Here is a 21420-nt window from a genome sequence, read left to right on the forward strand (position 1 = left end):
AGCGCTATTGATAATAAAGGGGCGGCGACCGGAGAGGGTCACCGCCCTTTTGGGTCAGCTTGCCCAGTGCGAGCAACGAATGACGCTGCAGAAATTGCCGCGGTGGAAGTGCGGATCCTTGTCGGCCAGAACATCGGCCTTGACGTTGCCGAAGGTGGTCTCCGGCTTGTGTTTGATGCCTTCATAGAAGGTCTGAATGATTTGTTCCTTGAACTGATCGCCGCGCGGATGGGCATGCACTACCGCCTCGCGCTGCTGATCGCTGTAGTCCTTGTAGGTCAGTCCTAGCACATCCATTTCGACACCCACTGTCACCAGCGCCACGACGGGGTGCATATGCTGCGGAATGCCCGGCGTCGTATGCAGCGCGATCGCCGTCCAGACGGTGTCGATATCGGCCTGGGCAATGCCGCGGCTCTTCAGGAAATCGCGCGCCGCATTGGCGCCATCAACCTCGAAACGCTCATCCGCGCTGCTATGCTGGTGGGTGAGCCCCATGTCATGGAACATCGCGCCAGTATAAAGTAGCTCCGGATCGAAGCGGAGGCCGCGCTGTTTGCCGGCCAGCGCGCCGAAATAATAGACACGGCTGGAATGGTGGAAGAGCAGCGGCGAGGCAGTGTCTCGCACCACCTCCGTCACCTCGCGCGCCAGCTTGCTGTTAGGAATGCTGATGCCGTCGATCGTCAGGGTCATGGCTTTTTTCCTTGCGTTTGAACCTGCTTCCACATTAGAACAGGTGCATATGTCATAAATCGACGTAATACGTCATTTTCTGCCAAAACCGGTATCGACAGGACGCCGCCGTGACCAGATCGAAGACCATTGCCATTCTCGCTGTTCCGGGCGTCCAGCTTCTTGATGTCTCGGGACCGCTCGACGTCTTTGCCGAAGCCAATGTCCAGACAGGCAGGGAGGTCTATCGACCCGTGGTGATCGCCGTCGGCCATGGCCATATCCGCAGCTCCTCCGGCGTTCGGCTGGTGGCGGACTACGTCATCGGCGACAATATCGGCGCGGTGGATACGCTGCTGGTCGCCGGCTGTCCGAATGCGGCGGATATTCAACCGGATGCCGCGATGGTCGCCTGGCTGCGCTCGGCAGCGCCGGCGGCAAGGCGATACGGCTCCGTCTGCAGCGGCGCATTCCTGCTTGCCGCGACCGGCCTGCTCGACGGCCGCCGCGTCACCACCCACTGGGCTGTCGCCGACAGGTTGGCCGAAGCCTATCCTGACATCACGGTGGAGGCGGATGCCATCCATGTGAGGGATGGCCAGTTGTGGACCGCGGCCGGTGTCACAGCCGGGCTCGATCTTGCGCTGGCGCTCGTCGAGGAGGATCTTGGCCATGAGATCGCCATGAAGATAGCGGGCCAGCTCGTGATGTTCTTCAAGCGGCCGGGTGGGCAGATGCAGTTCAGCCGCAAAGGCGAGGCAGCACCTGCCGGCCGCTCGGCCCTGCAGGAGGTCCAGCGCTGGATCGCCGCCAATCCCGCGGTCAACCACAGCGTCGCGACGCTGGCGCAGCGAATGGAATTGAGCCCCCGCCACTTCGCTCGGCTGTTCCGCGACGAGGTCGGCATGACACCCGCCGCCTGGGTGGAAGCGGCGCGCATCTCCGCCGCACGGCGGCTGCTGGAAGAAGGCCATACGCCAAAGCAGGTCGCCGTCGAATGCGGCTTTGCCGATGCCGATACGCTGCGCCGAGCTTTCGCAAGGCAGATCGGTGTGACGCCTGCCGAGTATCGCAAGCGCCACGCCAAGGTGCATCTCGGCGCGCTGGAAAATGTCTGAACCCTGCCGGTAACAAAGGCCGCGCCGCGCGATTAACCACGCCGCCGGTTCTGGAGCAGATGTCACGGAGTTGCCCATTTTGCATCGGATGTGTTTGCCGCCGCACCGATCAACTCGCGGCTATCAGGACGCAAAATGAAACCGCTTGAAAGCCTGCTGTTTGCCTGCGCTGCCTTCGTTTCCCTGCATCATGCAGCATCCGCCGCGGAAAATTTCATCTACACCAGCTCCGGCGAACTCGAGGCCTCGAAGGCGCTGCTCTCGCGGCCGGATATCTCAGGCGTCCAGATCGTCTACAACTGGAAGAGCCTGGAACCGGCCAAGGGCCAATATGATTTTTCGGAGATCGAGAAGGACTTGGCACTCGCAGAAAGCCTGAACAAAAAACTCTTCATCCAGGTCCAGGATCGCTTCTTCGAGCCGAAGGCGCGCAACATTCCAGGGTACATGTTGAACGACCCGGAATATGACGGCGGTCTCACTGCCCAGTTTGACAATCCCGGCGAAAACAAGCCGGTCGGCTTCGGCTGGGTGGCGCAGCAATGGAACCCGGCCGTGCGCGAGCGTTATCAGGCGCTGCTGAAGGCGTTGGCCGAAAAGTTCGACGGCAAGGTGTACGGCGTCAACCTGCCGGAGACGGCGATGGACCTCGATCCCAAGCATGAGCCGAAAGGCTATAGCTGCGATGCCTATTTCGAGGGCGAGATGGCAAACCTCGCCTTTGCCAGGAAAGCCTTCGCCAAGTCGATGGTGGTGCAATACGTCAACTTCTGGCCCTGCGAATGGGAGAACGACCACAATTACATGGGCCGCCTCTTCGACTTCGCGGCGAAGAACAATATTGGCCTCGGCGGCCCCGATATCGTGCCGAACCGCAAGGCGCAGATGAAGAACTCCTATCCCTTCTTCAACAAGTACAAGGGCAAGCTCGCCTATGTCGGCATGGCCGTGCAGGAGCCGACGCTGACCTACAAGAACCCGGTGACGAAGAAGCCCTTCACCAAGGCCGAATTCACCGCCTTTGCTGGGGATTATCTCGGCGCGAACGTGATCTTCTGGAGCACGGCGACGCCGTGGTTGAAGAAATAGCGAACCAACTCGCGGAAACGAGCGGGCTACGACGCGGTTCTCATCGCCTTTACCCCTCGCTCAGTGTTCGCCGGACAGCATTCTTCCAGCCCTTGAGCTTTGTCGCCCGCACCTTCTCGTCCATCTCGGGCTCGAACCGCCGATCCCGTTTCCACGTCGCCGAAAAACCGTCCCGGTCCGGCCACACCCCCGCCCGGCTGCCTGCGAGCCAGGCTGCACCCAGCGCCGTCGTCTCCAGGATCACCGGGCGATCGACCGGGGCGTCAAGCAGATCGGCAAGACGCTGCATCGTCCAGTCGGAGGCGACCATGCCGCCGTCGACGCGTAGCACGGTGTCGTCGGTGCCGTTCTTCCAGTCCTTCTGCATGGCGTCGAGCAGATCGCGGGTCTGATAACAGACGGCCTCCAGCGCCGCACGGGAGAGTTCTGCCGGGCCGCTGTTGCGCGTCAGCCCGAAGATCGCACCGCGCGCCTTCGCATCCCAGTGCGGCGCGCCGAGGCCGGTGAAGGCGGGCACGAGATAAACCTCCTGCGTCGGATCGGCCTTCTCGGCGAGTTCATTCGTATCCCCGGCCTTGCCGATGATGCCGAGCCCGTCCCGCAGCCACTGCACGGCCGCACCCGCGATGAAGATCGAACCCTCCAGCGCATAGGTCGTCTCGCCGTTCAGGCGATAGGCGATGGTGGTCAGCAGCCGATTTTTGGAACGCACCATATCGGCGCCAGTGTTGAGCAGTGCGAAGCAGCCGGTGCCGTAGGTCGATTTCATCATGCCAGGCGCAAAACACGCCTGGCCAATGGTTGCCGCCTGCTGGTCGCCGGCCACGCCGAGGATCGGGATAGCAGCACCGAAAATATCAGGATCGACCGTGCCGAAATCGGCGGCGCAATCCTTGACCTCCGGCAGCATGGCGGCGGGGACCCTCAGAATATCGAGCAGATCCTCGTCCCACGCGTTTTCGGCAATGTTGTACATCAGCGTGCGCGAGGCGTTGGTGGCATCGGTGACGAAGCTCTTGCCACCCGTCAGCCGCCAGATCAGGAAGGTGTCGATCGTGCCGAAGCAGAGATCGCCCCTGGCGGCGCGCGCCCGCGCGCCCTTCACGTTAGCCAGCATCCAGGAGAGCTTGGTGCCGGAAAAATAGGGATCGAGGATCAGGCCGGTCTTCTTGGTGAACAGCCGCTCGAGATCCTGTCGTTTCAAATTGTCGCAATAGCTTGCCGTACGCCGGTCCTGCCAAACGATGGCATTCTGGATCGGCCGGCCCGTCTCGCGCTCCCAGACGACCACGGTCTCGCGCTGGTTGGTGATGCCGAGCGCTGCAACATCTTTGGCCTCGATCCCGGCATCGCGCAGCGCCATGTGGACGGTGGAGACAGCCGAATCCCAGATCTCCTCGGGATCGTGCTCGACCCAGCCGGAGCGCGGATAGATCTGAGTAAATTCCTTCTGGCCCTTGCCGGCGACATGCATGTCGCCATCGAAGACGATCGCCCGCGTCGACGTCGTTCCCTGATCGATCGCCAGAACATATCCGCTCATGAAAACCCTCCCTCAGCATGTCAATTGTCGAAGCAAATCAATAGGACACGGATGCGGGCGAGAAAAGCGAATAAAGCGGAATTGCCAGCCCGCCGGCTTTGGGCATAACTTCGCAGCCAACGCTGCAACGCAGCATCGCGATTTCAGGGAGAACAGCATGAGCAGAACAGTCGTCGTCACCGGTTCCACCAGCGGCATCGGCCTTGCGATCGCCACTGCCTTCGCCGAAACGGGCGACAACATCGTCATCAACGGTTTCGGAAAGGCAGATGAAATCAAGGCGATCGTCGAACGACTTGAATCAATGTCCAAAGGCCGGGCGCTATATCATCCGGCCGACATGACGAAGCCCGCCGAGATCGCCGACCTGATCGAAACGGCCGCCAAGACCTTCGGCGGCGTCGATGTCCTGGTCAACAATGCCGGTATCCAGCATGTCGAGAAGATCGAGGATTTCCCGATCGAGAAATGGGATCAGATCATTGCGATCAATCTGTCGAGCTCCTTTCATACCATGCGCGCCGCGATCCCGCTGATGAAGGCGAAGAAGTACGGCCGCATCATCAACATCGCCTCGGCCCACGGGCTCGTCGCCTCCCCCTTCAAATCCGCCTATGTCGCGGCCAAACATGGTATATTAGGCCTGACGAAGACGGCAGCGCTGGAGCTCGCCGAATTCGGCGTGACCGTGAACGCCATCTGCCCCGGCTACGTGCTGACACCGCTCGTCGAGAAGCAGATACCTGATACCGCCAAGGCGCGCGGCATGACCGAGGAACAAGTAAAGAGCGAGGTCATCCTCAAGGCGCAGCCGACGCATGAATTCGTCAAGGCCGAGGAAATCGGCGCACTATCACTCTATCTCGCGAGCGACGCGGCCCGGCAGGTGACCGGAACGCACATCTCGATTGACGGTGGCTGGACAGCGGCTTAACCATTTGGAAAAACAACCGGGAATATCATGAACGACAGCATCCGCTTCATTCTGAATGGCGAGGACATCGCGCTCACCGATGTCGGGCCAACCGAGACGCTTCTCGATTTTTTGCGGTTGAAGCGACGCCTGACGGGTACCAAGGAAGGATGCGCGGAAGGCGATTGCGGCGCCTGCACCGTACTCGTCGGCCGGCTGGCGGACGGCAAACTCGCCTATGAATCCGTCAATGCCTGCATCCGTTTCATGGGCTCGCTGCACGCCACCCATGTGGTAACGGTCGAGCATCTGGCCGGCAGGGACGGCGCGTTGCATCCGGTGCAGCAGGCACTGGTCGATTGCCACGGCTCGCAATGCGGCTTCTGCACCCCTGGTTTCGTCATGTCTCTTTACGGTCTCTGGCTCGCCAAGGAAAAGCCGAGCCGCCAAGAAATCGAAAAGGCACTGCAGGGCAATCTCTGTCGCTGCACGGGCTACGAGCCGATCGTCAAGGCCGCCGAGCAGGTGAGCCTGATGCGGCCGAGCACACTCTTTGACCCGCTGGAACGGACGCGTTCTGAAATCGTCTCGCGGCTTTGGGCAATGCTGGCGAGCGGCACGATCAGGATTGCGAATGGCGAAGACCGGCTGATCGTGCCGGCTTCGATGCAGGCACTGGCCGAGGTCCTTTCGCAGGAATCCGACGCGATCATCGTCGCCGGCGCGACGGATGTCGGCCTTTGGGTGACGAAGCAGATGCGCAGGCTGAGCCCGGTGGTCTTCATCAACCACCTCAGCGAACTGCAGTCGGTCAGAGAAGACGAAGACGGCGTCACTATCGGCGCCGGCGTCAGCTACACCAGGGCCTTCGAAGCAATCTCAAAGAAAATCCCGGCGCTCGGCCGGTTGATCGATCGCGTCGGCGGCGAGCAGGTGCGCAACATGGGCACGATTGGCGGCAACATCGCCAACGGCTCGCCGATCGGCGACAGCCCGCCGCCGCTGATCGCGCTCGGCGCGACGCTGACGCTGCGGTCCCTGCAAGGCCAGCGCAGAATGCCGCTCGAGGATTTCTTCATCGCCTATGGCAAGCAGGATCGGAAGCCCGGCGAATTCGTCGAGAGCGTCTTCGTGCCCTACCCGGCAGCAACCAATCGCTTTGCCGCGTACAAGATCACCAAGCGCCGCGACGAGGACATCACCGCCGTCCTCGGCGCCTTCCTGCTGACGCTCGACGCGGCCGAGATGATCACCGACATCCGCATCGCCTTCGGCGGCATGGCGGCGACGCCGAAACGCGCCCGCATCGTGGAGGCAGCACTGATCGGCAAACCATGGACGGAAGCGACGATCGAGGCAGCCCGGTCCGCATTCGACGCCGACTACCAACCGCTGACCGACTGGCGCGCCACGGCGGAATACCGCCAGCTGACGGCGAAGAACCTGTTGACGCGGTTCTATCTTGAGACGGTTGGAGCGCCGGCGGAACTGAAGCGATTCGAGGAGGTGGCGTGATGAAGATAATACATGTCAGCGCAAGCCACCCCCCTCATCCGGCTGCCGCCACCTTCTCCCCGCTGGGGAGAAGCGACTGCCGCGCCGTCTCTTTTCCCCCTTCTCTCCTCGGGGAGAAGGTGCCCGAAGGGCGGATGAGGGGGCCGCGCGGCACCACACATCCTCGCGAAGGAGGACACCGCTAATGGACAAATCCACCTTCGAAGACCGCAAGGCCATCATCGCGGGGCCGATGCACGGCTCGCTGCAGCATGATTCAGCACATAAGCATGTCACCGGAACCGCCGATTATATCGACGATATTCCCGAACCCGCAGGTCTGCTGCATGGCGCCCTCGGCCTCTCCGACCGGGCGCATGCCGAAATCCTCAGCATCGACCTTTCCGCGGTCGCCGCCTATCCCGGCGTGGTCTGGGTCTTCATCGGCAAGGACGTGCCCGGCGTCAACGACGTCAGCTCCAACGGCAGCCATGACGAGCCGCTGCTGGCCGAAACTTTAGTTCAATTCCACGGCCAGCCGATCTTTGCCGTCATCGCCGAGACGCGTGATGCCGCCCGCCGCGCCGCACGGCTGGCAAAGATCGACTATCGTGACCTGCCGCATTGGAGCGATATCGACGGCGCGCTCGCCAATGGCAGCCCGCTCGTCATCACTCCGATGACGCTGAGGCGCGGCGAGCCTGACACGGAAATGGCCAAAGCCGCCATGCGTCTGAAAGGTCAGATGCGCATCGGTGGACAGGAACATTTCTACCTCGAAGGCCATATCGCGGTGGCGATCCCCGGTGAGGATGACGAGGTCACCGTTTGGTCTTCGACGCAGCATCCGAGCGAGATCCAGCACATCGTCGGCCACGTGCTCGATATTCCTTCGAACGCCGTGACCGTCAATGTGCGCCGCATGGGCGGCGGCTTCGGCGGCAAGGAGACGCAGGGCAACCAGTTCGCGGCCCTTGCGGCGATCGCCGCCAAGAAGCTCGGCCGCGCGATCAAATTCCGTCCAGACCGCGACGAAGACATGAGTGCAACCGGCAAGCGCCATGATTTCCTCGTCGATTACGAGCTCGGCTTCGACACCGAAGGCCGCATCCATGCGGTCCACGCCACTTATGCGGCGCGCTGCGGTTTCTCCTCCGACCTCTCGGGACCGGTGACCGACCGTGCGCTCTTCCATGCAGATTCCAGCTATTTCTATCCGCATGTGCATCTGAATTCGAAGCCGCTGAAGACGCACACCGTCTCCAACACCGCCTTCCGCGGTTTCGGCGGGCCGCAGGGCATGCTCGGCGCCGAACGCTTCATCGAGGAGATCGCTTATGCCGTCGGCAAGGACCCGCTGGATGTCCGCAAGCTGAATTTCTACGGCCAGCCGGGTTCGGAGCGCACACTCACCCCCTACCATCAGGAGGTTGAGGACAATATCATCGCCCGCATCGTCGAGGAGCTGGAGGAAACGACCGAATACCGGGCGCGGCGCAACGCCATCATCGCCTTTAACCGCGACAGTCGCTACATCAGAAAAGGCATCGCGCTGACGCCGGTCAAATTCGGCATCTCCTTCACCATGACAGCCTTCAACCAGGCCGGCGCCCTCGTCCACATCTACCAGGACGGCTCGATCCACCTGAACCACGGCGGCACCGAAATGGGCCAGGGCCTCTATACCAAGGTGGCGCAAGTGCTGGCCGACAGTTTCCAGGTCGATATCGACAGGGTGAAGATCACGGCGACGACCACCGCCAAAGTGCCGAATACCTCGGCCACCGCGGCGTCCTCCGGCTCGGACCTCAACGGCATGGCCGCCTATGACGCTGCCCGACAGATTAAGGAACGGCTGGTAGCCTTCGCCGCCGAGAAATGGGATGTTGAGGCCGTCGATGTCGTCTTCCTGCCGAACCGCGTGCGCGTCGGCGAGATCGAAATCCCCTTCCCCGATTTCATCAAGCAGGCCTATTTCGCCCGCGTCCAGCTTTCCGCCGCCGGCTTCTACAAGACGCCGAAGATCCACTGGGACCGCAAGGCCGGCCGCGGCACACCCTTCTATTATTTCGCCTACGGCGCCTCCTGCACCGAGGTTTCGATCGACACGCTAACGGGCGAATATCTGATCGACCGCACCGACATCCTCCACGATGTCGGCCGCTCGCTGAATCCGGCGATCGATATGGGCCAGGTCGAAGGCGCCTTCGTGCAGGGACTGGGCTGGCTGACGACGGAAGAACTCTGGTGGGACGACAAGGGCCGGCTGCGCACCCATGCCCCCTCGACCTACAAAATCCCGCTCGCCTCCGACCGTCCGAAGATCTTCAACGTGCGCCTTGCCGAATGGTCCGAGAACACTGAGGCCACCATCGGCCGCTCCAAGGCCGTCGGCGAACCACCCTTGATGCTGGCGATCTCGGTGCTGGAAGCGCTGTCGATGGCGGTGGCAAGCGTCGCCAACTACAAGGTCTGCCCGAGGCTCGACACCCCGGCGACGCCGGAGCGGGTGCTGATGGCAGTCGAGCGGATGAAGCGGGTGTAGGAGATGGAAACGCGTCCGGCTCATTTGTTGCCCCCGACGGTTGATCGGGACGGGCAGAGAGCTTGGAGTGAGCGATACCCCCCTCTGTCCTGCCGGACATCTCCCCCACAAGGGGGGAGATCAGCAAGACGGAACGCTCTGCGCTTCGCTACCCTTCCGCTACATCACCAAAGTCCGACTCTACGCGACGACTTCTTTGTTCCGGGAAGCCGCCGCCTCATACTGATCTCCCCCCTTGTTGGGGAGATGTCCGGCAGGACAGAGGGGGGTGACACACGCCTGAACCCATCGGTCAGCCACCCATGACCGACATCCACCCCTTCCTCGCCACCCACCCAGACTGCATCCTCGTCGACATCACTGGCACACAAGGTTCCACCCCACGCGAGGCCGGTACCTTCATGCTGGTATCGCAAACCGCATTGTGGGGCACGATCGGCGGCGGGCAGTTCGAGTTCATGGCGATCGCGAATGCGCGGGACATCTTGGAGGGAACCGGCGGGGTGGCGGAGATGGATATCCCGCTCGGGCCTGATATCGGCCAGTGCTGCGGTGGGCGCACGCAGTTGCGGTTTCGCCGGGTGACGCAGGTGGTTGCTGACGAAATCGAAGCCAGGCTAACCAGTGAGATCGAGCGTCTGCCAGAGGTCTATCTTTTCGGTGCCGGCCATGTCGGCCGGGCGCTGGCAATAGCCCTTGCGCCGTTGCCGCTATCGGTGACGGTCGTCGAGACGCGGCAGGAGGAACTCGCCAACCTGCCTCCCGAGACGAAGACGCGGCTCGTGCCGATGCCGGAAGCACTGGTGAAGGCTATTCCGGCCGGCGGCGCGGTTGTCATCCTGACGCACGATCACGCGCTGGATTTCCTCGTCGCCCGCGAAGCGCTTGAAAGAACGGATCTCGCCTATGCCGGTATGATCGGCTCGGCGACCAAGCGCGCCACCTTCGCCAGCTGGCTTTCCCGCGAAGGCGGCGGTGAGCGCGGCTGGATGGAGCGGCTGACGCTGCCGATCGGCGGCGCGGCGGTCAGGGACAAGCGCCCTGAAGTGATCGCCGCAATGACCGCCGCCGAGATCCTGACGGCGCTTGGCGCCTACCGCATGCGCTCGTCTTCGTAATAGGGATCGCGCCCGTCGAGGAAGCCGAGATCGCGCTTTACGCGATCTGGCGCCGTATCGAGATCAAGGCTGGGCATGCGCCAGATCCGCGCCAGCCGGCCGCCGATGCGCCGGAAAATTCCGATGGTCGGCTGCGGCGGGCTCTGTTCGATAGCATAGCAATCCATGACATCACCTCGATGGTTTGATGGTAGGAGTTGCAGTTTGCGGCCAAAAATGCTGCAATTCCAATCGAACGACCGTCTGTTTGCATCAAGAGAACTTATCCATGAAACTGTCGAAACAATTCCCGCTGAATGCGTTGCGCGTCTTCGAGGCCGCTGCCCGGCTTGGAAGTTTCACCAAGGCAGGCAACGAGCTCGGCATGACGCAGACCGCCGTCAGCTATCAGATCAAACTGCTGGAGGAGAATGTCGGCGAGCCGCTCTTCCTGCGCCGTCCGCGCCAGATCGCATTGACAGACACCGGCGAGCGGCTGGCGCCGAAGGTAACCGAAGCTTTTGCCATGCTGCACGACGCCATGGCGACGGCGCGCGACAGCGTCGAAGGCACGCTCGCCATCAGTTCGACCCATACCTTCGCCTCGAAGTGGCTGGCGCCGCGCCTTGGCTCCTTCCACTTGAAACATCCGGCGATCGCTGTGCGCTTTCAGGCGAGTTCGGATATTATCGACTTCGGCCGCGAGCAGATCGATGTCGGCATCCGCTGGGGCGACGGCAACTGGCCGGGGCTGGCGCTGCACCGGCTGATGGGCCTGGAATTCACGCCGATGCTGAGCCCGAAGCTGGCGGAGACGGCAGGCGGCATCAAAGAACCGCGCGATCTCCTGAAGTTCGATCTCTTCGACGCCGGCGACATCTGGTGGAAACAATGGTTCGAGGCCGCCGGCATCACGGAGACGGATCTTGATCGGCGCCCGCGCAACCAGCTCGGCTCTCAGGCGGTGGAAGCCGATGCGGCGATCGCCGGCCATGGCGTCGCCATTCTCCATCCGGCCTTCTATACGGCTGAGATCGCGCTCGGCCGGCTCTATCAGCCCTTCGAACTGACCCGCAGCGACGGCAAGGCCTACTGGCTCGTCTACCCCGAAAACCGTCGCAACGTGCCCAAGATTAAGGCCTTCCGCAACTGGATCCTGGAGGAGATGAAGGCAGCCGGCAATTGATGCATGTCGCCTAAAACTATTTTTCGGACAACGACATGCCGGACCCGGTTCGTGAGCCGGGTCCGGTCTTGTGCTCCACCCTCAATATCCCATCTCCGGCGCATAAAAACAGCGCGGCGTGTCCTCATTCGGGAACAGACAGAGATGGTAGTCATTGTCGCCGGATTGCATCGCCTTCGTCATCGGCAACAGGAAGACATGAGCATGCGTGACCAGCCGATGGTCGCCCGGCAGCAGCGTCACACGATATCCGCCCGGCGTCACCGCCACGCTTTTCGAAGGGATCATCTGGCAATCGCCATTATGACTGTCGCCGTTGCAACAATAGGGGTCATAACTCCACCCCGAAGGTGCGTCGTGAGCCGTCGCCAACGACGCATACGCAATCATCACACACGTCAGAATGCTGCGCATGGGCATCTTCTCCGTCGATGAATGCGCCGCCGATGATCTAACGGTTCTTATTTTATTCCGGCGGCCCGCAAAATAACTGTAATCGAGTCGTCGTAGTTCAAGGCCTGCTGAATTAGCAGATCAAGTATAAGGCAGGGATAATACACAGCCTTCTCGGCAGCTTTTAGGCACGCGACAGCAGATCGGCGATGCGGCTGCGATCGGCAGCTTCGGCAAAACCGCCGGAAATCATCAGCGGAGCGCCGAAGATCTCGACGAGTCCGTTGCCGAGGATGAGACCTTCGCCGTCCCGGCACGCGAGAATGGGTGTTGCCGTCGTCTCGCTGTAGCGCAGCAGCGCGGAGAGATAGCCGGGATCGTCGTTCAGATGCGGGAAGAATTCGAAGGGCAGGAGATCAAGAGCCGCGCCATCCTGCACCGCATCAGGCGAACCGCCGGAAAAGAGCGCATCGACGGCGATTGTCGGCGTCATCAATATCGCCCCGGCGCTGGTTCCGATGAGAATGCCATCGTCCAGTGCCCATGAGCGCAACTTGTCCAGCATGCCGCTTTGTCGCAGCCTTCTCAGAAAATCGCCGGTATGACCGCCGGAAAGATGGATGGCGTCGCAGGAAAGCAGCCGGTTGATCTCCTCGTCGCCGGAGAGTGTGTCGAGATCGACGAAAGGATCGAGAAGAAGCCCGTACGTCATGTAACAACGCCGTTTCTCATCGAAAAACGCCCGCTGCGGGTCCGGACCGGACGCGATATAGCCGACGCGGTTCCCACGCGAGAGGATGAGCGCGGCAAGCCGGCGGTCCATCGGCGCGTTTTCGGCGATGACTTGATCGCTGTAGAGCGCGGTGATCATTCCATTGCTCCTTTGGCCGCGCCGGTCGTTGCGCGTGTGCAGTTGTTCAATCTCCTCTTCCCTCCCCGCCAAAATTTCCGCAATGTCGCGAGTCGGAGGAAGATAGGGGAACTCGATGTATGAATATGCCATAGCATGGGAATGGCTCGCCTTCGCGGCGCGTTGGTTCCATGTCATTACCGCGATCGCCTGGATCGGATCGTCCTTCTATTTCATCGCGCTCGATCTCGGACTGGTGAAACGCCCACATCTGCCACCCGGCGCCTATGGCGAGGAATGGCAGGTCCATGGCGGCGGCTTCTATCATATCCAGAAATATCTGGTGGCGCCCGCCCAGATGCCGGAGCACCTGACCTGGTTCAAATACGAGAGCTATTTCACCTGGATTTCCGGCTTCCTGATGCTGTGCATCGTCTATTACGGCGGCGCCGACCTCTTCCTGATCGATCGGCATGTGCTGGATATCAGCCCGCCCGTCGCAATCCTGATCTCGCTAGGGTCGCTTGCCCTCGGCTGGGTCGTCTACGATCTGCTCTGCAAGTCGCCGCTTGGGCGGAATACCTGGGGGCTGATGGCGGTGCTCTATGTCGTGCTCGTCTTCATGGCCTGGGGCTATACGCAGCTTTTCACCGGCCGCGCCGCATTCCTGCATCTCGGCGCCTTCACCGCGACAATCATGTCGGCCAACGTCTTCATGATCATCATTCCGAACCAGAAGATCGTCGTCGCCGACCTCATCGCCGGACGGGTTCCCGATCCCAAATATGGGCAGGTCGCCAAGCAGCGTTCGCTGCATAACAACTACCTGACGCTGCCCGTCATCTTCTTCATGCTGTCGAACCATTATCCGCTCTCCTTCGGTACGCAGTTCAACTGGGTGATCGCGGCTCTGGTCTTTCTGATGGGCGTCACCATCCGCCACTGGTTCAACACGACGCATGCCAGGAAAGGCCGGCCGACCTGGACCTGGATCGTCACCGTCATTCTCTTCATCCTGATCATCTGGCTTTCGACCGTGCCGAAGCTGCTGACCGGCGAAACGGATGCGGCAGCCGTCGCGCCCGCCTTCCAGCAATTCGCCGGCGATCCGCATTTCCCCGCCGTCAAGCAACTGGTCTCGACGCGCTGTTCCATGTGCCACGCGGCCGAGCCGGTCTATGAGGGTATCGCGCGGCCGCCCAAGGGCGTGATGCTCGAAAACGACGCGGAAATCGCCGCCCATGCCCGCGAGATCTATATACAGGCGGGCCGCAGCCATGCCATGCCGCCCGGCAACATCACCGATATCACGCCGGACGAGCGCAAGCTGCTGGTCGCCTGGTTCGAGAGCGCAGTCGAAGGCAAGCAACAATGACGACGACACTCCTGCGCGGCCGCCTGCTTTCCTTCCATCGCGCGCCGCTGAGCCTCGCCGACAGCCAAAGCTATCTTTACGAAGAGGATGGCGGCCTGCTGGTCGAAGATGGGCTGATCGCGGCGGTCGGCCCCTATGCCAACGTCAAGGCAAAAGCATCCGCGGACACGGCCGAGATCGACCACCGCCCGCATCTGATCATGCCGGGCTTCATCGACATGCACCTGCATTTTCCGCAGATGCAGGTGATTGCCTCCTACGCCGCCAACCTGCTCGAATGGCTGAATACCTATACCTTTCCCGAGGAGTGCCGTTTCGTCGAAAGCGCCCATGCCGAAAGGATCGCCACGCATTTCTACGACGAGTTGATCCGCCACGGCACGACGACGGCGGTTGCCTATTGCTCCGTGCACAAGACCTCGGCCGACGCCTTCTTTGCCGAGGCGATGAGGCGCAATATGCGCATGGTCGGCGGCAAGGTGATGATGGACCGCAATGCCCCGCAGGGCCTGCTCGACACGCCCGAGATGGGCTATGACGAGACCCGCCAAGTCATATCGGACTGGCATGGCAAGGGCCGCAACCACGTCGCCATCACCCCGCGCTTCGCCATCACCTCGACACCGGCGCAGATGGAAGCGACATCAGCGCTTGCCCGTGAATTTCCCGACCTGCACATCCAGACGCATCTTTCGGAAAACCCCGACGAGATCAAATTCACCTGCGAGCTCTATCCCGACGCGCTCGACTATACCGACATCTATGCCCGCTACGGCCTGCTCGGGCCAAAAAGCCTCTTCGGCCATTGCATACATCTGTCCGAGCGCGAGGCCGACGCGATGAGCGAGGCGGGCGCCGTCGCCGTCCACTGCCCGACCTCGAACCTTTTCCTGGGCTCAGGCCTGTTTCCGCTGAAGGCGCTGGCGCGGCGGGAAAAGCCTGTTCGCATCGGGGTAGCGACCGATATCGGCGGCGGTTCCAGCTATTCGATGCTGCGGACGATGGACGAGGCCTACAAGATCCAGCAGTTGCTCGGCGAACGGCTGAACCCGCTGGAAAGCTATTACCTGATGACGCGTGGCAATGCCGAAGCCCTGTCACTGGCGGACCGGATCGGCACACTGGAACCCGGCACCGAGGCCGATCTCGTCGTTCTCGATGCAACGGCGACACCGGCCATGGCGCTGAAGATGGAAGTGGTGAAGACGCTGCCCGAAGAACTTTTCCTGCTGCAGACGATGGGCGACGACCGAGCGATCGCCGAGACCTATGTGGCCGGCATTGCGTTGAAGAAGGAGCTTCAATGACACGCCCTGTTACTCTCGAATTCGGACCGTGAAAGCAGCCCGGCACGGCCAGTTTCCCGTAACGCTCCCGCGAAATACATGTTATGGCCGATAGTCGCATTCAGATGTGAAGGTTCGATTCATGGCCGCTCCGCTCACCATCGCTGACCTGAAAAAACTCGCACGGCGCCGTGTGCCGAAGATGTTTTTCGACTATGCGGATTCGGGTGCCTGGACGGAATCGACCTATGCAGCGAACGAGAGCGATTTCAGCCAGATCAAGCTGCGCCAGCGAGTGATGGTCGACATGACCAACCGCACACTGGCGACGACGATGATCGGCCAGAAAGTGTCGATGCCGGTGGCGCTGGCGCCAACCGGCCTGACCGGCATGCAACATGCCGATGGCGAGATGCTGGCGGCACGCGCCGCCGAGGAGTTCGGCGTTCCCTTCACGCTTTCGACGATGAGCATCTGCTCGATCGAGGACGTGGCGTCAGCGACGACGCGCCCCTTCTGGTTCCAACTCTACGTGATGAGGGACAAGGATTTCGTCGTCAACCTCATCAACCGCGCCAAGGCCGCCGGATGCTCGGCACTGGTGTTGACCGCCGATCTGCAGATCCTCGGCCAGCGGCATAAGGATCTGCGCAACGGCCTGTCGGCGCCGCCGAAATTCACCCCGAAACACGTCTGGCAGATGGCGACCCGGCCCTTCTGGTGCCTGGACATGCTGCAGACCAAGCGCCGCAACTTCGGCAATATCGTTGGCCATGCGAAAAATGTCACCAATATCGCCTCGCTCTCCGCATGGACGCACGAGCAGTTCGATCCGCGGCTGTCCTGGGCGGATGTCGCCTGGATCAAGGAACAATGGGGCGGCCCGCTGATCATCAAGGGCATACTCGATCCGGAGGATGCGAAGGCAGCCGCCGACACCGGCGCCGATGCGATCGTCGTCTCCAATCATGGCGGGCGCCAGCTTGACGGCGCCCCCTCCTCGATCAGCATGCTGCCGAAGATCGTCGATGCCGTCGGCGACCGTATCGAGATCCATCTCGACGGCGGCATCCGCTCCGGCCAGGACGTGCTGAAGGCCGTGGCACTCGGCGCCAAAGGTACCTATATCGGCCGCCCCTTCCTTTATGGTCTCGGCGCCATGGGCAAGGAAGGCGTATCGCTGGCACTCGGCATCATCCGCAAGGAGATGGACATCACCATGGCGCTCTGCGGCAAGCGCGACATCAACGATGTGAATTCTTCGATCATCGACGGCCGGCAGTAAAGCTGCCAATAGCGACGTATGTAGCAACGGCTCCCCAAATATCTCGATACTGGACGCTGCCTCAGTCCTTCTAACCGCACGTTAAGCTTAGGTTGTATTTTTAGCGCGACCTCTTGAAAGCACAAAAGCGGTGCTTTATGTTTTACCCATGGCTACCACAGGCAAGACACCGCATCCATCGCTGCTGCGCTACACGCTGACACCTGACGACAGTGCCCGGCAGGCGCTGGACGACACCATTGCCGCCTATCTCAGGATGATCGAAATCCTGACCGGCCTCGTCTCCGACAGGACCGGCGCAAATCTCGTCGTGCTGCATGACCTTGCCTATGAAACCGTCCGCGACCAGACGGGCCTGCCGGCAAGGCTGGTCACGCTCGGCCTTCGCGATTTCGCCGCCAATCGCGGCGTCACCGCCGATCCGCTGCATCTGCCGCTCGACGACAAGCTCTTCGCCATCAAAGGCCCCTCGGACCTGACGATCGCCACGGTGCACGGACGTGTTGCCGTGCCCTTCGATGTCGCGGGTTATTCACGGGGATGGGAGAGTATTTTTCCGGCCTATCTCGTTGCAGGCCAGGATCGCTACGAGATTCACATTGGCGTTACGCCGAATTCCGCTCGGATGGAGGAAAACATGACGAACGAAGGCATTCTCTCACGCATGGGCCGTCTGATCGCGGGCATCGCGAATGCGGCGATCGACAAGGCGGAAGGCGTCAACAAGATTGCCGTCATCGAACAGGCGATCCGCGAGATCGACGCAGCGGCGGATGAGGCCCGCACCGATCTCGGCAAGGCGCGTGCGGAGGAATACCGCATCCAGAGCCGCAAAGACGAAATCGTCGAAGACCTGAACGCGCTCGACCAAAAGATCCGCATCGCCGTCTCGTCTCAGCGGGATGACCTGGCAAAGGCCGGCGTTGCCCGCCAGATCGATCTCGAATCCCAGATCGCAGCGCTCGATAAGGCACTGGCCGATGCTAGGGAACAGGTGGACGAAGGCCAGAAAGCCTTGCAGGCCGTGCTCGCCACGCGCCGCGAGGCGGACGCCCGCCTTGCTGATTTCAAACGCAGTCTCGCACGGCATCCCGAACAGGCAGCGGCCGGTCACAGCCAGCCCGCACCGGGTGCAGATGCTGCGCGCGCTGCTGCGGCGGTCTCGCGGCTGACCGGAGTTCCCGCTGGCGAGCATGGCCACAGTTCCGAATTGGACGAACTCGACCGGCTGCACCGCGAACAGGCAATCGAAGCCCGGCTCGCACGCTTCAAGGCGGATAACCAATAACACGATGGCACTCCTTTTCGCCCCTGAATGTGCGCCCTTCGCCATCGCCGCAGCGATCCTTGTCGGCCTGACCGCGATCGAGATGCTCGCGATGGTCATGGGTTTTTCGATGACGGAATTCCTAGGAAAGCCAGAGGTTCATGGCCATGACGGCATTCTGGCTTATCTCTCCTGGCTCAATCTCGGCGGTGTTCCGCTACTGATTCTCATGATGCTGACGCTCGGCTTCTTCGCGATGACGGGCTTTGCGTTGCAGGCCGTCGCCAACGCCTTCTGGGCGCCGCTGCCAAGCTTGATAGCCGTCATACCTGCCGCGCTCGCAACCATCCCCATGGTCAGGGCGTCGAGCAGAACCGTGGCGCGGATCGTACCGCACGACGAAACCTATGCGGTCGATCTCGACGCCTTGCTCGGCCGGACAGCCGAGGTGTCGATCGGCCCGCTCGATCAGGGATTGCCGGGCCGCGTCCGCGTCAAGGATCAGCATGGAAACTGGCATGTGCTTCGAGCCCGAGCCGCCAAGGGCGAAGGTCCACTCGCGATCGGCGCTTTGGTTCTTCTCGTCGATCACAAGGCAAATGTGTTTATCGCCATTCCCGCGCCGGTCGACCCCACCGATGCGGACAATCAATCTTTGAGGGAGCAGCAATGATGTACGACGTTATTCTACCAGCCGGCATTGGGATTGTTCTGATCTTCGGCATCGGTTTTGTCCTCGCCTCTCTTTACACGCGCTCCAGCCGCGATGAGGCCTATGTGCGCACCGGTCTCGGCGGCCAGAAGGTCGTGCTCGACGGCGGTTCGGTCGTTCTGCCGATCTTCCATTCGACCGCCCGGGTCAACCTGAAGACGCTGCGGCTCGAGGTTCGCCGCGGTGAAGGCGATGCACTGATCACCAAGGACCGCATGCGCGTCGATATCGGCGCCGAGTTCTATGTGCGCGTGAAACCCGATGCCTCCTCGATTGCGCTTGCAGCTCAGACACTCGGCAACCGCACCAACGACGCCGAGGCTCTCCGCATCCTGATCGAGGCGAAATTCGTCGACGGCCTTCGCTCGGTGGCCGCGACGATGAATCTCGACGCGCTGCAGGAACAGCGCATGGATTTCGTCAAGGCCGTGCAGGAAGCTGTCGGCGCCGATCTCCAGTCGAACGGCCTCGAACTCGAATCCGTGTCGCTGACACGCCTCGACCAGACCGATATCAAGCATTTCAACGCCAACAACTTCTTCGACGCGCAAGGCCTTGCGGCATTGACCCGCATCACCGAGGGACGCAAGAAGGAGCGGAACGAGATCGTTCGCGACACCGAAGTCGCCATCGCCCAGAAGGATCTCGAGGCCCGCCAGCAATCGCTGACCATCGAGCGGACCAAGCGGGAAGCCGAACTCAGCCAGGAACGGGACATCGCCAACAAATCCGCGGCGACACGCGCCGAAACCGCGCAGCAGGAGCAGGCCGCAAAACGCGCCGAGGAGGAAGCCCGCATCGCTTCCGAACAGGCGATCGCCGAACGCGAGGCATCTGCCAAACAGGCTCGCGAAAGCGCCAACATCGACGCCGCCCGCGCCGTCCAGCAACGCGAAACCGAAGCCAAGCGCGACCTCCAGATCGTGGCACAGGAAAGCGCCATCGCCGTTGCCAACAAGAGCCGTGAAGAATCCGAGGCGAAGGCGGCTGCGGAAACGGCCCGCGCGCTGGCGATAGCGGCGGAGGAAAAAGTCGGCACCGCCAAGGCGATCGAGATTGCCGAACGCGAAAAGCAGATTGCCGTCATCGACGCACGCAAGAAAGCCGAGACGGAAGCGACCGCCGTCACCGTCGGCGCCGAAGCCGAAAAACAGGCGGCAAGCGACCAGGCCGAGGCCATCAAGACGCTCGCGACCGCCGAGGCGGATGCGGCGATCATCAAGGCCAAGGGCATTCTCGAAACCGGCAAGGCCGCGGCCGAGAGCGAGGCATTGCTCAACGACGCGCGCAACAAGTTGAGCTCTGCTATCATCGAGTTCGAGATCACCCGCGAACGGATCCGCATCATTCCGCAGGCGCTCGCCGAAGCGGTCAAGCCGATCGAGAAGATCTCCGACATCAGGATATTCGATACCGGCGGCATGCTCGGCCGCGGAAACGGAGCGACCGGCGGAAACGGCATCGGGCTCGGCGAAGGACTGGCCAGCCAGCTCCTCTCCTATCAGGCGAATAAACCGATCCTCGACAAATTGCTGAAGGAAGCCGGCTTCGAAGGTGACGATGCCATCTCATCCCTTCTTGGAAATCTCGATGGCGCAAAACCGGCAAGACCGGCAACGCCCGCCGCAGCCCCGGCAAGGCCGACAACACCGACCGCAACTCCGACACAAACGATCATTCCTCCGGCGCCGAAGCCGGGACCAAAGAAGGACTGACCGCCGCGCAAGCGGGTCTGGACTGGAACAGGATGATTTTAGGCCGGTCCGGCCCAAAATCCAAATCCTGTTCTAAATTAAATAGTTAGAGCATGATGTCGCCCGAAAACCGCACACACTTTTCGGCATCATGCTCTATCTCACCCAACCCGCTGCCAGCGCGCCCGCCCAGTCGGCACGGCCCCTTTCGGCGGCCAGTGCCGACATCGCCATCTGGTCATAGGCGACGGTTCGGAACTGCCATGTCCATCCGCCCGCCGCCTTTTCCAGAATGGCGTAGCTCGCCAGCGGATGGCCAGCCTCCACCCTGTGGTAATAAGGCAGTTCGTCGTCATAGGCCGGGCAGCCGACGCTGCCCGGATTGACGATCAGGCGGCCATCGGAGAGGCGCACAGCGCGGGGAATGTGGCTGTGGCCACAGAGGATCAGCGGCAGGTCAGTGCCTTCGGCCAGCGCCTCGATCGCTTCGATCGACTTCAAGAAGACGACGCCCTCCGGCGACACCGATTCCAGCCAGTAGAGATTGTCGTCCTTCGGCGTTGCGTGGCAGAGATAGACCTCGCCGCGATAGACGGTATCGAACGGCAGGCTTCGGATCCAACTAAGATGAGACGGCGACAATTGACTGTAGGCGGCCGCATCCGAAATATGCATCGCCGCCGGGTCCTGTTCGATCAGGTAGCGGTCGTGATTGCCGCGAACCGAGGTCAGGCTAAGCGGCATCAGCAAATCTGCTGTCCTGCCGGCCTCCAGCGGGCCGCTGAAGAAATCGCCGAGATTGACGATCTCATCGATCCCCTGCGCATGAATATCCGCAAGCACGGCCTCGAGCGCCAGATGGTTTCCGTGGATATCGGCAATTGCTGCAAACCGCATT

Annotated in this window: 19 protein-coding genes; 13 read left to right on the plus strand and 6 right to left on the minus strand. The window is 61.7% G+C overall.

Translation table 11 applies throughout. From position 1 onward, the window contains the following. Positions 1-54: 54 nt before the first annotated feature. Complete coding sequence (locus tag AC2444_RS15830) at positions 55-696, minus strand: HD domain-containing protein (RefSeq protein WP_012758536.1); 642 nt, start codon at positions 694-696, stop codon at positions 55-57. A 110-nt stretch (positions 697-806) separates the two neighbouring features. Here AC2444_RS15830 and AC2444_RS15835 point away from each other — a divergent pair, with 110 nt between their 5' ends. Both AC2444_RS15835 and AC2444_RS15840 read left to right on the plus strand, forming a co-directional pair. Further along, the gene (locus tag AC2444_RS15835; protein ID WP_012758537.1) at positions 807-1793 is read left to right on the plus strand and encodes a GlxA family transcriptional regulator; all 987 of its coding nucleotides are present in this window, start codon (positions 807-809) and stop codon (positions 1791-1793) included. A 135-nt stretch (positions 1794-1928) separates the two neighbouring features. Further along, entirely contained in the window at positions 1929-2882 is a 954-nt protein-coding gene (locus tag AC2444_RS15840; RefSeq protein WP_128448838.1) for a hypothetical protein, read from the plus strand. 49 nt (positions 2883-2931) lie between these two features. On the opposite strand, the gene glpK is transcribed toward AC2444_RS15840, so the two are convergent. Next, positions 2932-4425 (minus strand): glycerol kinase GlpK, encoded by a 1494-nt coding sequence (glpK, locus tag AC2444_RS15845; RefSeq protein WP_012758538.1) that lies wholly within the window; start codon positions 4423-4425, stop codon positions 2932-2934. Positions 4426-4582: 157 nt separating this feature from the next. Here glpK and AC2444_RS15850 point away from each other — a divergent pair, with 157 nt between their 5' ends. The 4 genes from AC2444_RS15850 to xdhC all read left to right on the plus strand — a co-directional run bounded on the left by AC2444_RS15850 (position 4583) and on the right by xdhC (position 10495). After that, the gene (locus tag AC2444_RS15850) at positions 4583-5359 is read left to right on the plus strand and encodes a 3-hydroxybutyrate dehydrogenase (RefSeq protein ID WP_012758539.1); all 777 of its coding nucleotides are present in this window, start codon (positions 4583-4585) and stop codon (positions 5357-5359) included. A 27-nt stretch (positions 5360-5386) separates the two neighbouring features. Further along, entirely contained in the window at positions 5387-6853 is a 1467-nt protein-coding gene (xdhA, locus tag AC2444_RS15855; protein ID WP_012758540.1) for a xanthine dehydrogenase small subunit, read from the plus strand. Positions 6854-7037: 184 nt separating this feature from the next. Then, positions 7038-9377 (plus strand): xanthine dehydrogenase molybdopterin binding subunit, encoded by a 2340-nt coding sequence (xdhB, locus tag AC2444_RS15860; RefSeq protein ID WP_012758542.1) that lies wholly within the window; start codon positions 7038-7040, stop codon positions 9375-9377. 302 nt (positions 9378-9679) lie between these two features. Further along, positions 9680-10495, plus strand: a complete 816-nt coding sequence (gene xdhC, locus AC2444_RS15865; RefSeq protein ID WP_012758543.1) for a xanthine dehydrogenase accessory protein XdhC — start codon at positions 9680-9682, stop codon at positions 10493-10495. Here xdhC and AC2444_RS15870 read toward each other — a convergent pair. Next, entirely contained in the window at positions 10471-10662 is a 192-nt protein-coding gene (locus AC2444_RS15870) for a hypothetical protein (protein ID WP_012758544.1), read from the minus strand. The genes xdhC and AC2444_RS15870 overlap by 25 nt on opposite strands. A gap of 101 nt (positions 10663-10763) precedes the next feature. On the opposite strand from AC2444_RS15870, the gene AC2444_RS15875 reads away from it, so the two are divergent. Next, positions 10764-11660 (plus strand): LysR substrate-binding domain-containing protein, encoded by an 897-nt coding sequence (locus tag AC2444_RS15875; protein WP_012758545.1) that lies wholly within the window; start codon positions 10764-10766, stop codon positions 11658-11660. 81 nt (positions 11661-11741) lie between these two features. Here AC2444_RS15875 and AC2444_RS15880 read toward each other — a convergent pair whose 3' ends face one another. Further along, a complete protein-coding gene (locus AC2444_RS15880; RefSeq protein WP_003565666.1) occupies positions 11742-12074 on the minus strand; it encodes a hypothetical protein in 333 nt (110 codons plus the stop codon). A gap of 163 nt (positions 12075-12237) precedes the next feature. Then, positions 12238-12924, minus strand: coding sequence for a Type 1 glutamine amidotransferase-like domain-containing protein (locus tag AC2444_RS15885; RefSeq protein WP_012758546.1), 687 nt, complete (start codon positions 12922-12924; stop codon positions 12238-12240). 115 nt (positions 12925-13039) lie between these two features. Here AC2444_RS15885 and puuD point away from each other — a divergent pair, with 115 nt between their 5' ends. The 6 genes from puuD (at position 13040) to AC2444_RS15915 (ending at position 20543) form a co-directional block, all read left to right on the plus strand. Beyond that, a complete protein-coding gene (gene puuD, locus AC2444_RS15890) occupies positions 13040-14278 on the plus strand; it encodes a urate hydroxylase PuuD (protein WP_012758547.1) in 1239 nt (412 codons plus the stop codon). Further along, complete coding sequence (gene guaD / locus AC2444_RS15895) at positions 14275-15585, plus strand: guanine deaminase (protein ID WP_012758548.1); 1311 nt, start codon at positions 14275-14277, stop codon at positions 15583-15585. The genes puuD and guaD overlap by 4 nt, the downstream gene beginning before the upstream one ends. A gap of 121 nt (positions 15586-15706) precedes the next feature. Beyond that, complete coding sequence (locus tag AC2444_RS15900) at positions 15707-16849, plus strand: alpha-hydroxy acid oxidase (protein ID WP_012758549.1); 1143 nt, start codon at positions 15707-15709, stop codon at positions 16847-16849. Positions 16850-16979: 130 nt separating this feature from the next. Further along, positions 16980-18137 carry a PspA/IM30 family protein gene (locus AC2444_RS15905; RefSeq protein ID WP_041935564.1) on the plus strand — a complete coding sequence of 386 codons (1158 nt, stop codon included), beginning with the start codon at positions 16980-16982 and terminating at the stop codon, positions 18135-18137. Between the two features lie 4 nt (positions 18138-18141). After that, on the plus strand, positions 18142-18789 hold the full coding sequence (locus AC2444_RS15910; RefSeq protein ID WP_012758551.1) for an OB-fold-containig protein: 648 nt from the start codon (positions 18142-18144) through the stop codon (positions 18787-18789). Continuing rightward, positions 18786-20543, plus strand: a complete 1758-nt coding sequence (locus AC2444_RS15915) for a flotillin family protein (protein WP_012758552.1) — start codon at positions 18786-18788, stop codon at positions 20541-20543. Before AC2444_RS15910 ends, AC2444_RS15915 begins: the two co-directional genes overlap by 4 nt. 135 nt (positions 20544-20678) lie before the next feature. On the opposite strand, the gene AC2444_RS15920 is transcribed toward AC2444_RS15915, so the two are convergent. Next, entirely contained in the window at positions 20679-21419 is a 741-nt protein-coding gene (locus AC2444_RS15920; protein ID WP_012758553.1) for a metallophosphoesterase family protein, read from the minus strand. Position 21420: the final 1 nt, after the last annotated feature.

The organism is Rhizobium sp. WSM1328, from assembly GCF_057653715.1.

Bases quoted from the DNA above. Each gene is read 5' to 3' on its own strand.
- xdhC (WP_012758543.1), top strand. From the start codon at position 9,680: ATGACCGACATCCACCCCTTCCTCGCCACCCACCCAGACTGCATCCTC.
- AC2444_RS15885 (WP_012758546.1), bottom strand. From the start codon at position 12,924: ATGATCACCGCGCTCTACAGCGATCAAGTCATCGCCGAAAACGCGCCG.
- glpK (WP_012758538.1), bottom strand. From the start codon at position 4,425: ATGAGCGGATATGTTCTGGCGATCGATCAGGGAACGACGTCGACGCGG.
- guaD (WP_012758548.1), top strand. From the start codon at position 14,275: ATGACGACGACACTCCTGCGCGGCCGCCTGCTTTCCTTCCATCGCGCG.
- AC2444_RS15850 (WP_012758539.1), top strand. From the start codon at position 4,583: ATGAGCAGAACAGTCGTCGTCACCGGTTCCACCAGCGGCATCGGCCTT.
- AC2444_RS15900 (WP_012758549.1), top strand. From the start codon at position 15,707: ATGGCCGCTCCGCTCACCATCGCTGACCTGAAAAAACTCGCACGGCGC.
- AC2444_RS15840 (WP_128448838.1), top strand. From the start codon at position 1,929: ATGAAACCGCTTGAAAGCCTGCTGTTTGCCTGCGCTGCCTTCGTTTCC.
- AC2444_RS15830 (WP_012758536.1), bottom strand. From the start codon at position 696: ATGACCCTGACGATCGACGGCATCAGCATTCCTAACAGCAAGCTGGCG.
- AC2444_RS15875 (WP_012758545.1), top strand. From the start codon at position 10,764: ATGAAACTGTCGAAACAATTCCCGCTGAATGCGTTGCGCGTCTTCGAG.
- AC2444_RS15915 (WP_012758552.1), top strand. From the start codon at position 18,786: ATGATGTACGACGTTATTCTACCAGCCGGCATTGGGATTGTTCTGATC.
- AC2444_RS15880 (WP_003565666.1), bottom strand. From the start codon at position 12,074: ATGCGCAGCATTCTGACGTGTGTGATGATTGCGTATGCGTCGTTGGCG.
- AC2444_RS15920 (WP_012758553.1), bottom strand. From the start codon at position 21,419: ATGCGGTTTGCAGCAATTGCCGATATCCACGGAAACCATCTGGCGCTC.
- puuD (WP_012758547.1), top strand. From the start codon at position 13,040: ATGTATGAATATGCCATAGCATGGGAATGGCTCGCCTTCGCGGCGCGT.
- AC2444_RS15910 (WP_012758551.1), top strand. From the start codon at position 18,142: ATGGCACTCCTTTTCGCCCCTGAATGTGCGCCCTTCGCCATCGCCGCA.
- xdhB (WP_012758542.1), top strand. From the start codon at position 7,038: ATGGACAAATCCACCTTCGAAGACCGCAAGGCCATCATCGCGGGGCCG.
- xdhA (WP_012758540.1), top strand. From the start codon at position 5,387: ATGAACGACAGCATCCGCTTCATTCTGAATGGCGAGGACATCGCGCTC.
- AC2444_RS15870 (WP_012758544.1), bottom strand. From the start codon at position 10,662: ATGGATTGCTATGCTATCGAACAGAGCCCGCCGCAGCCGACCATCGGA.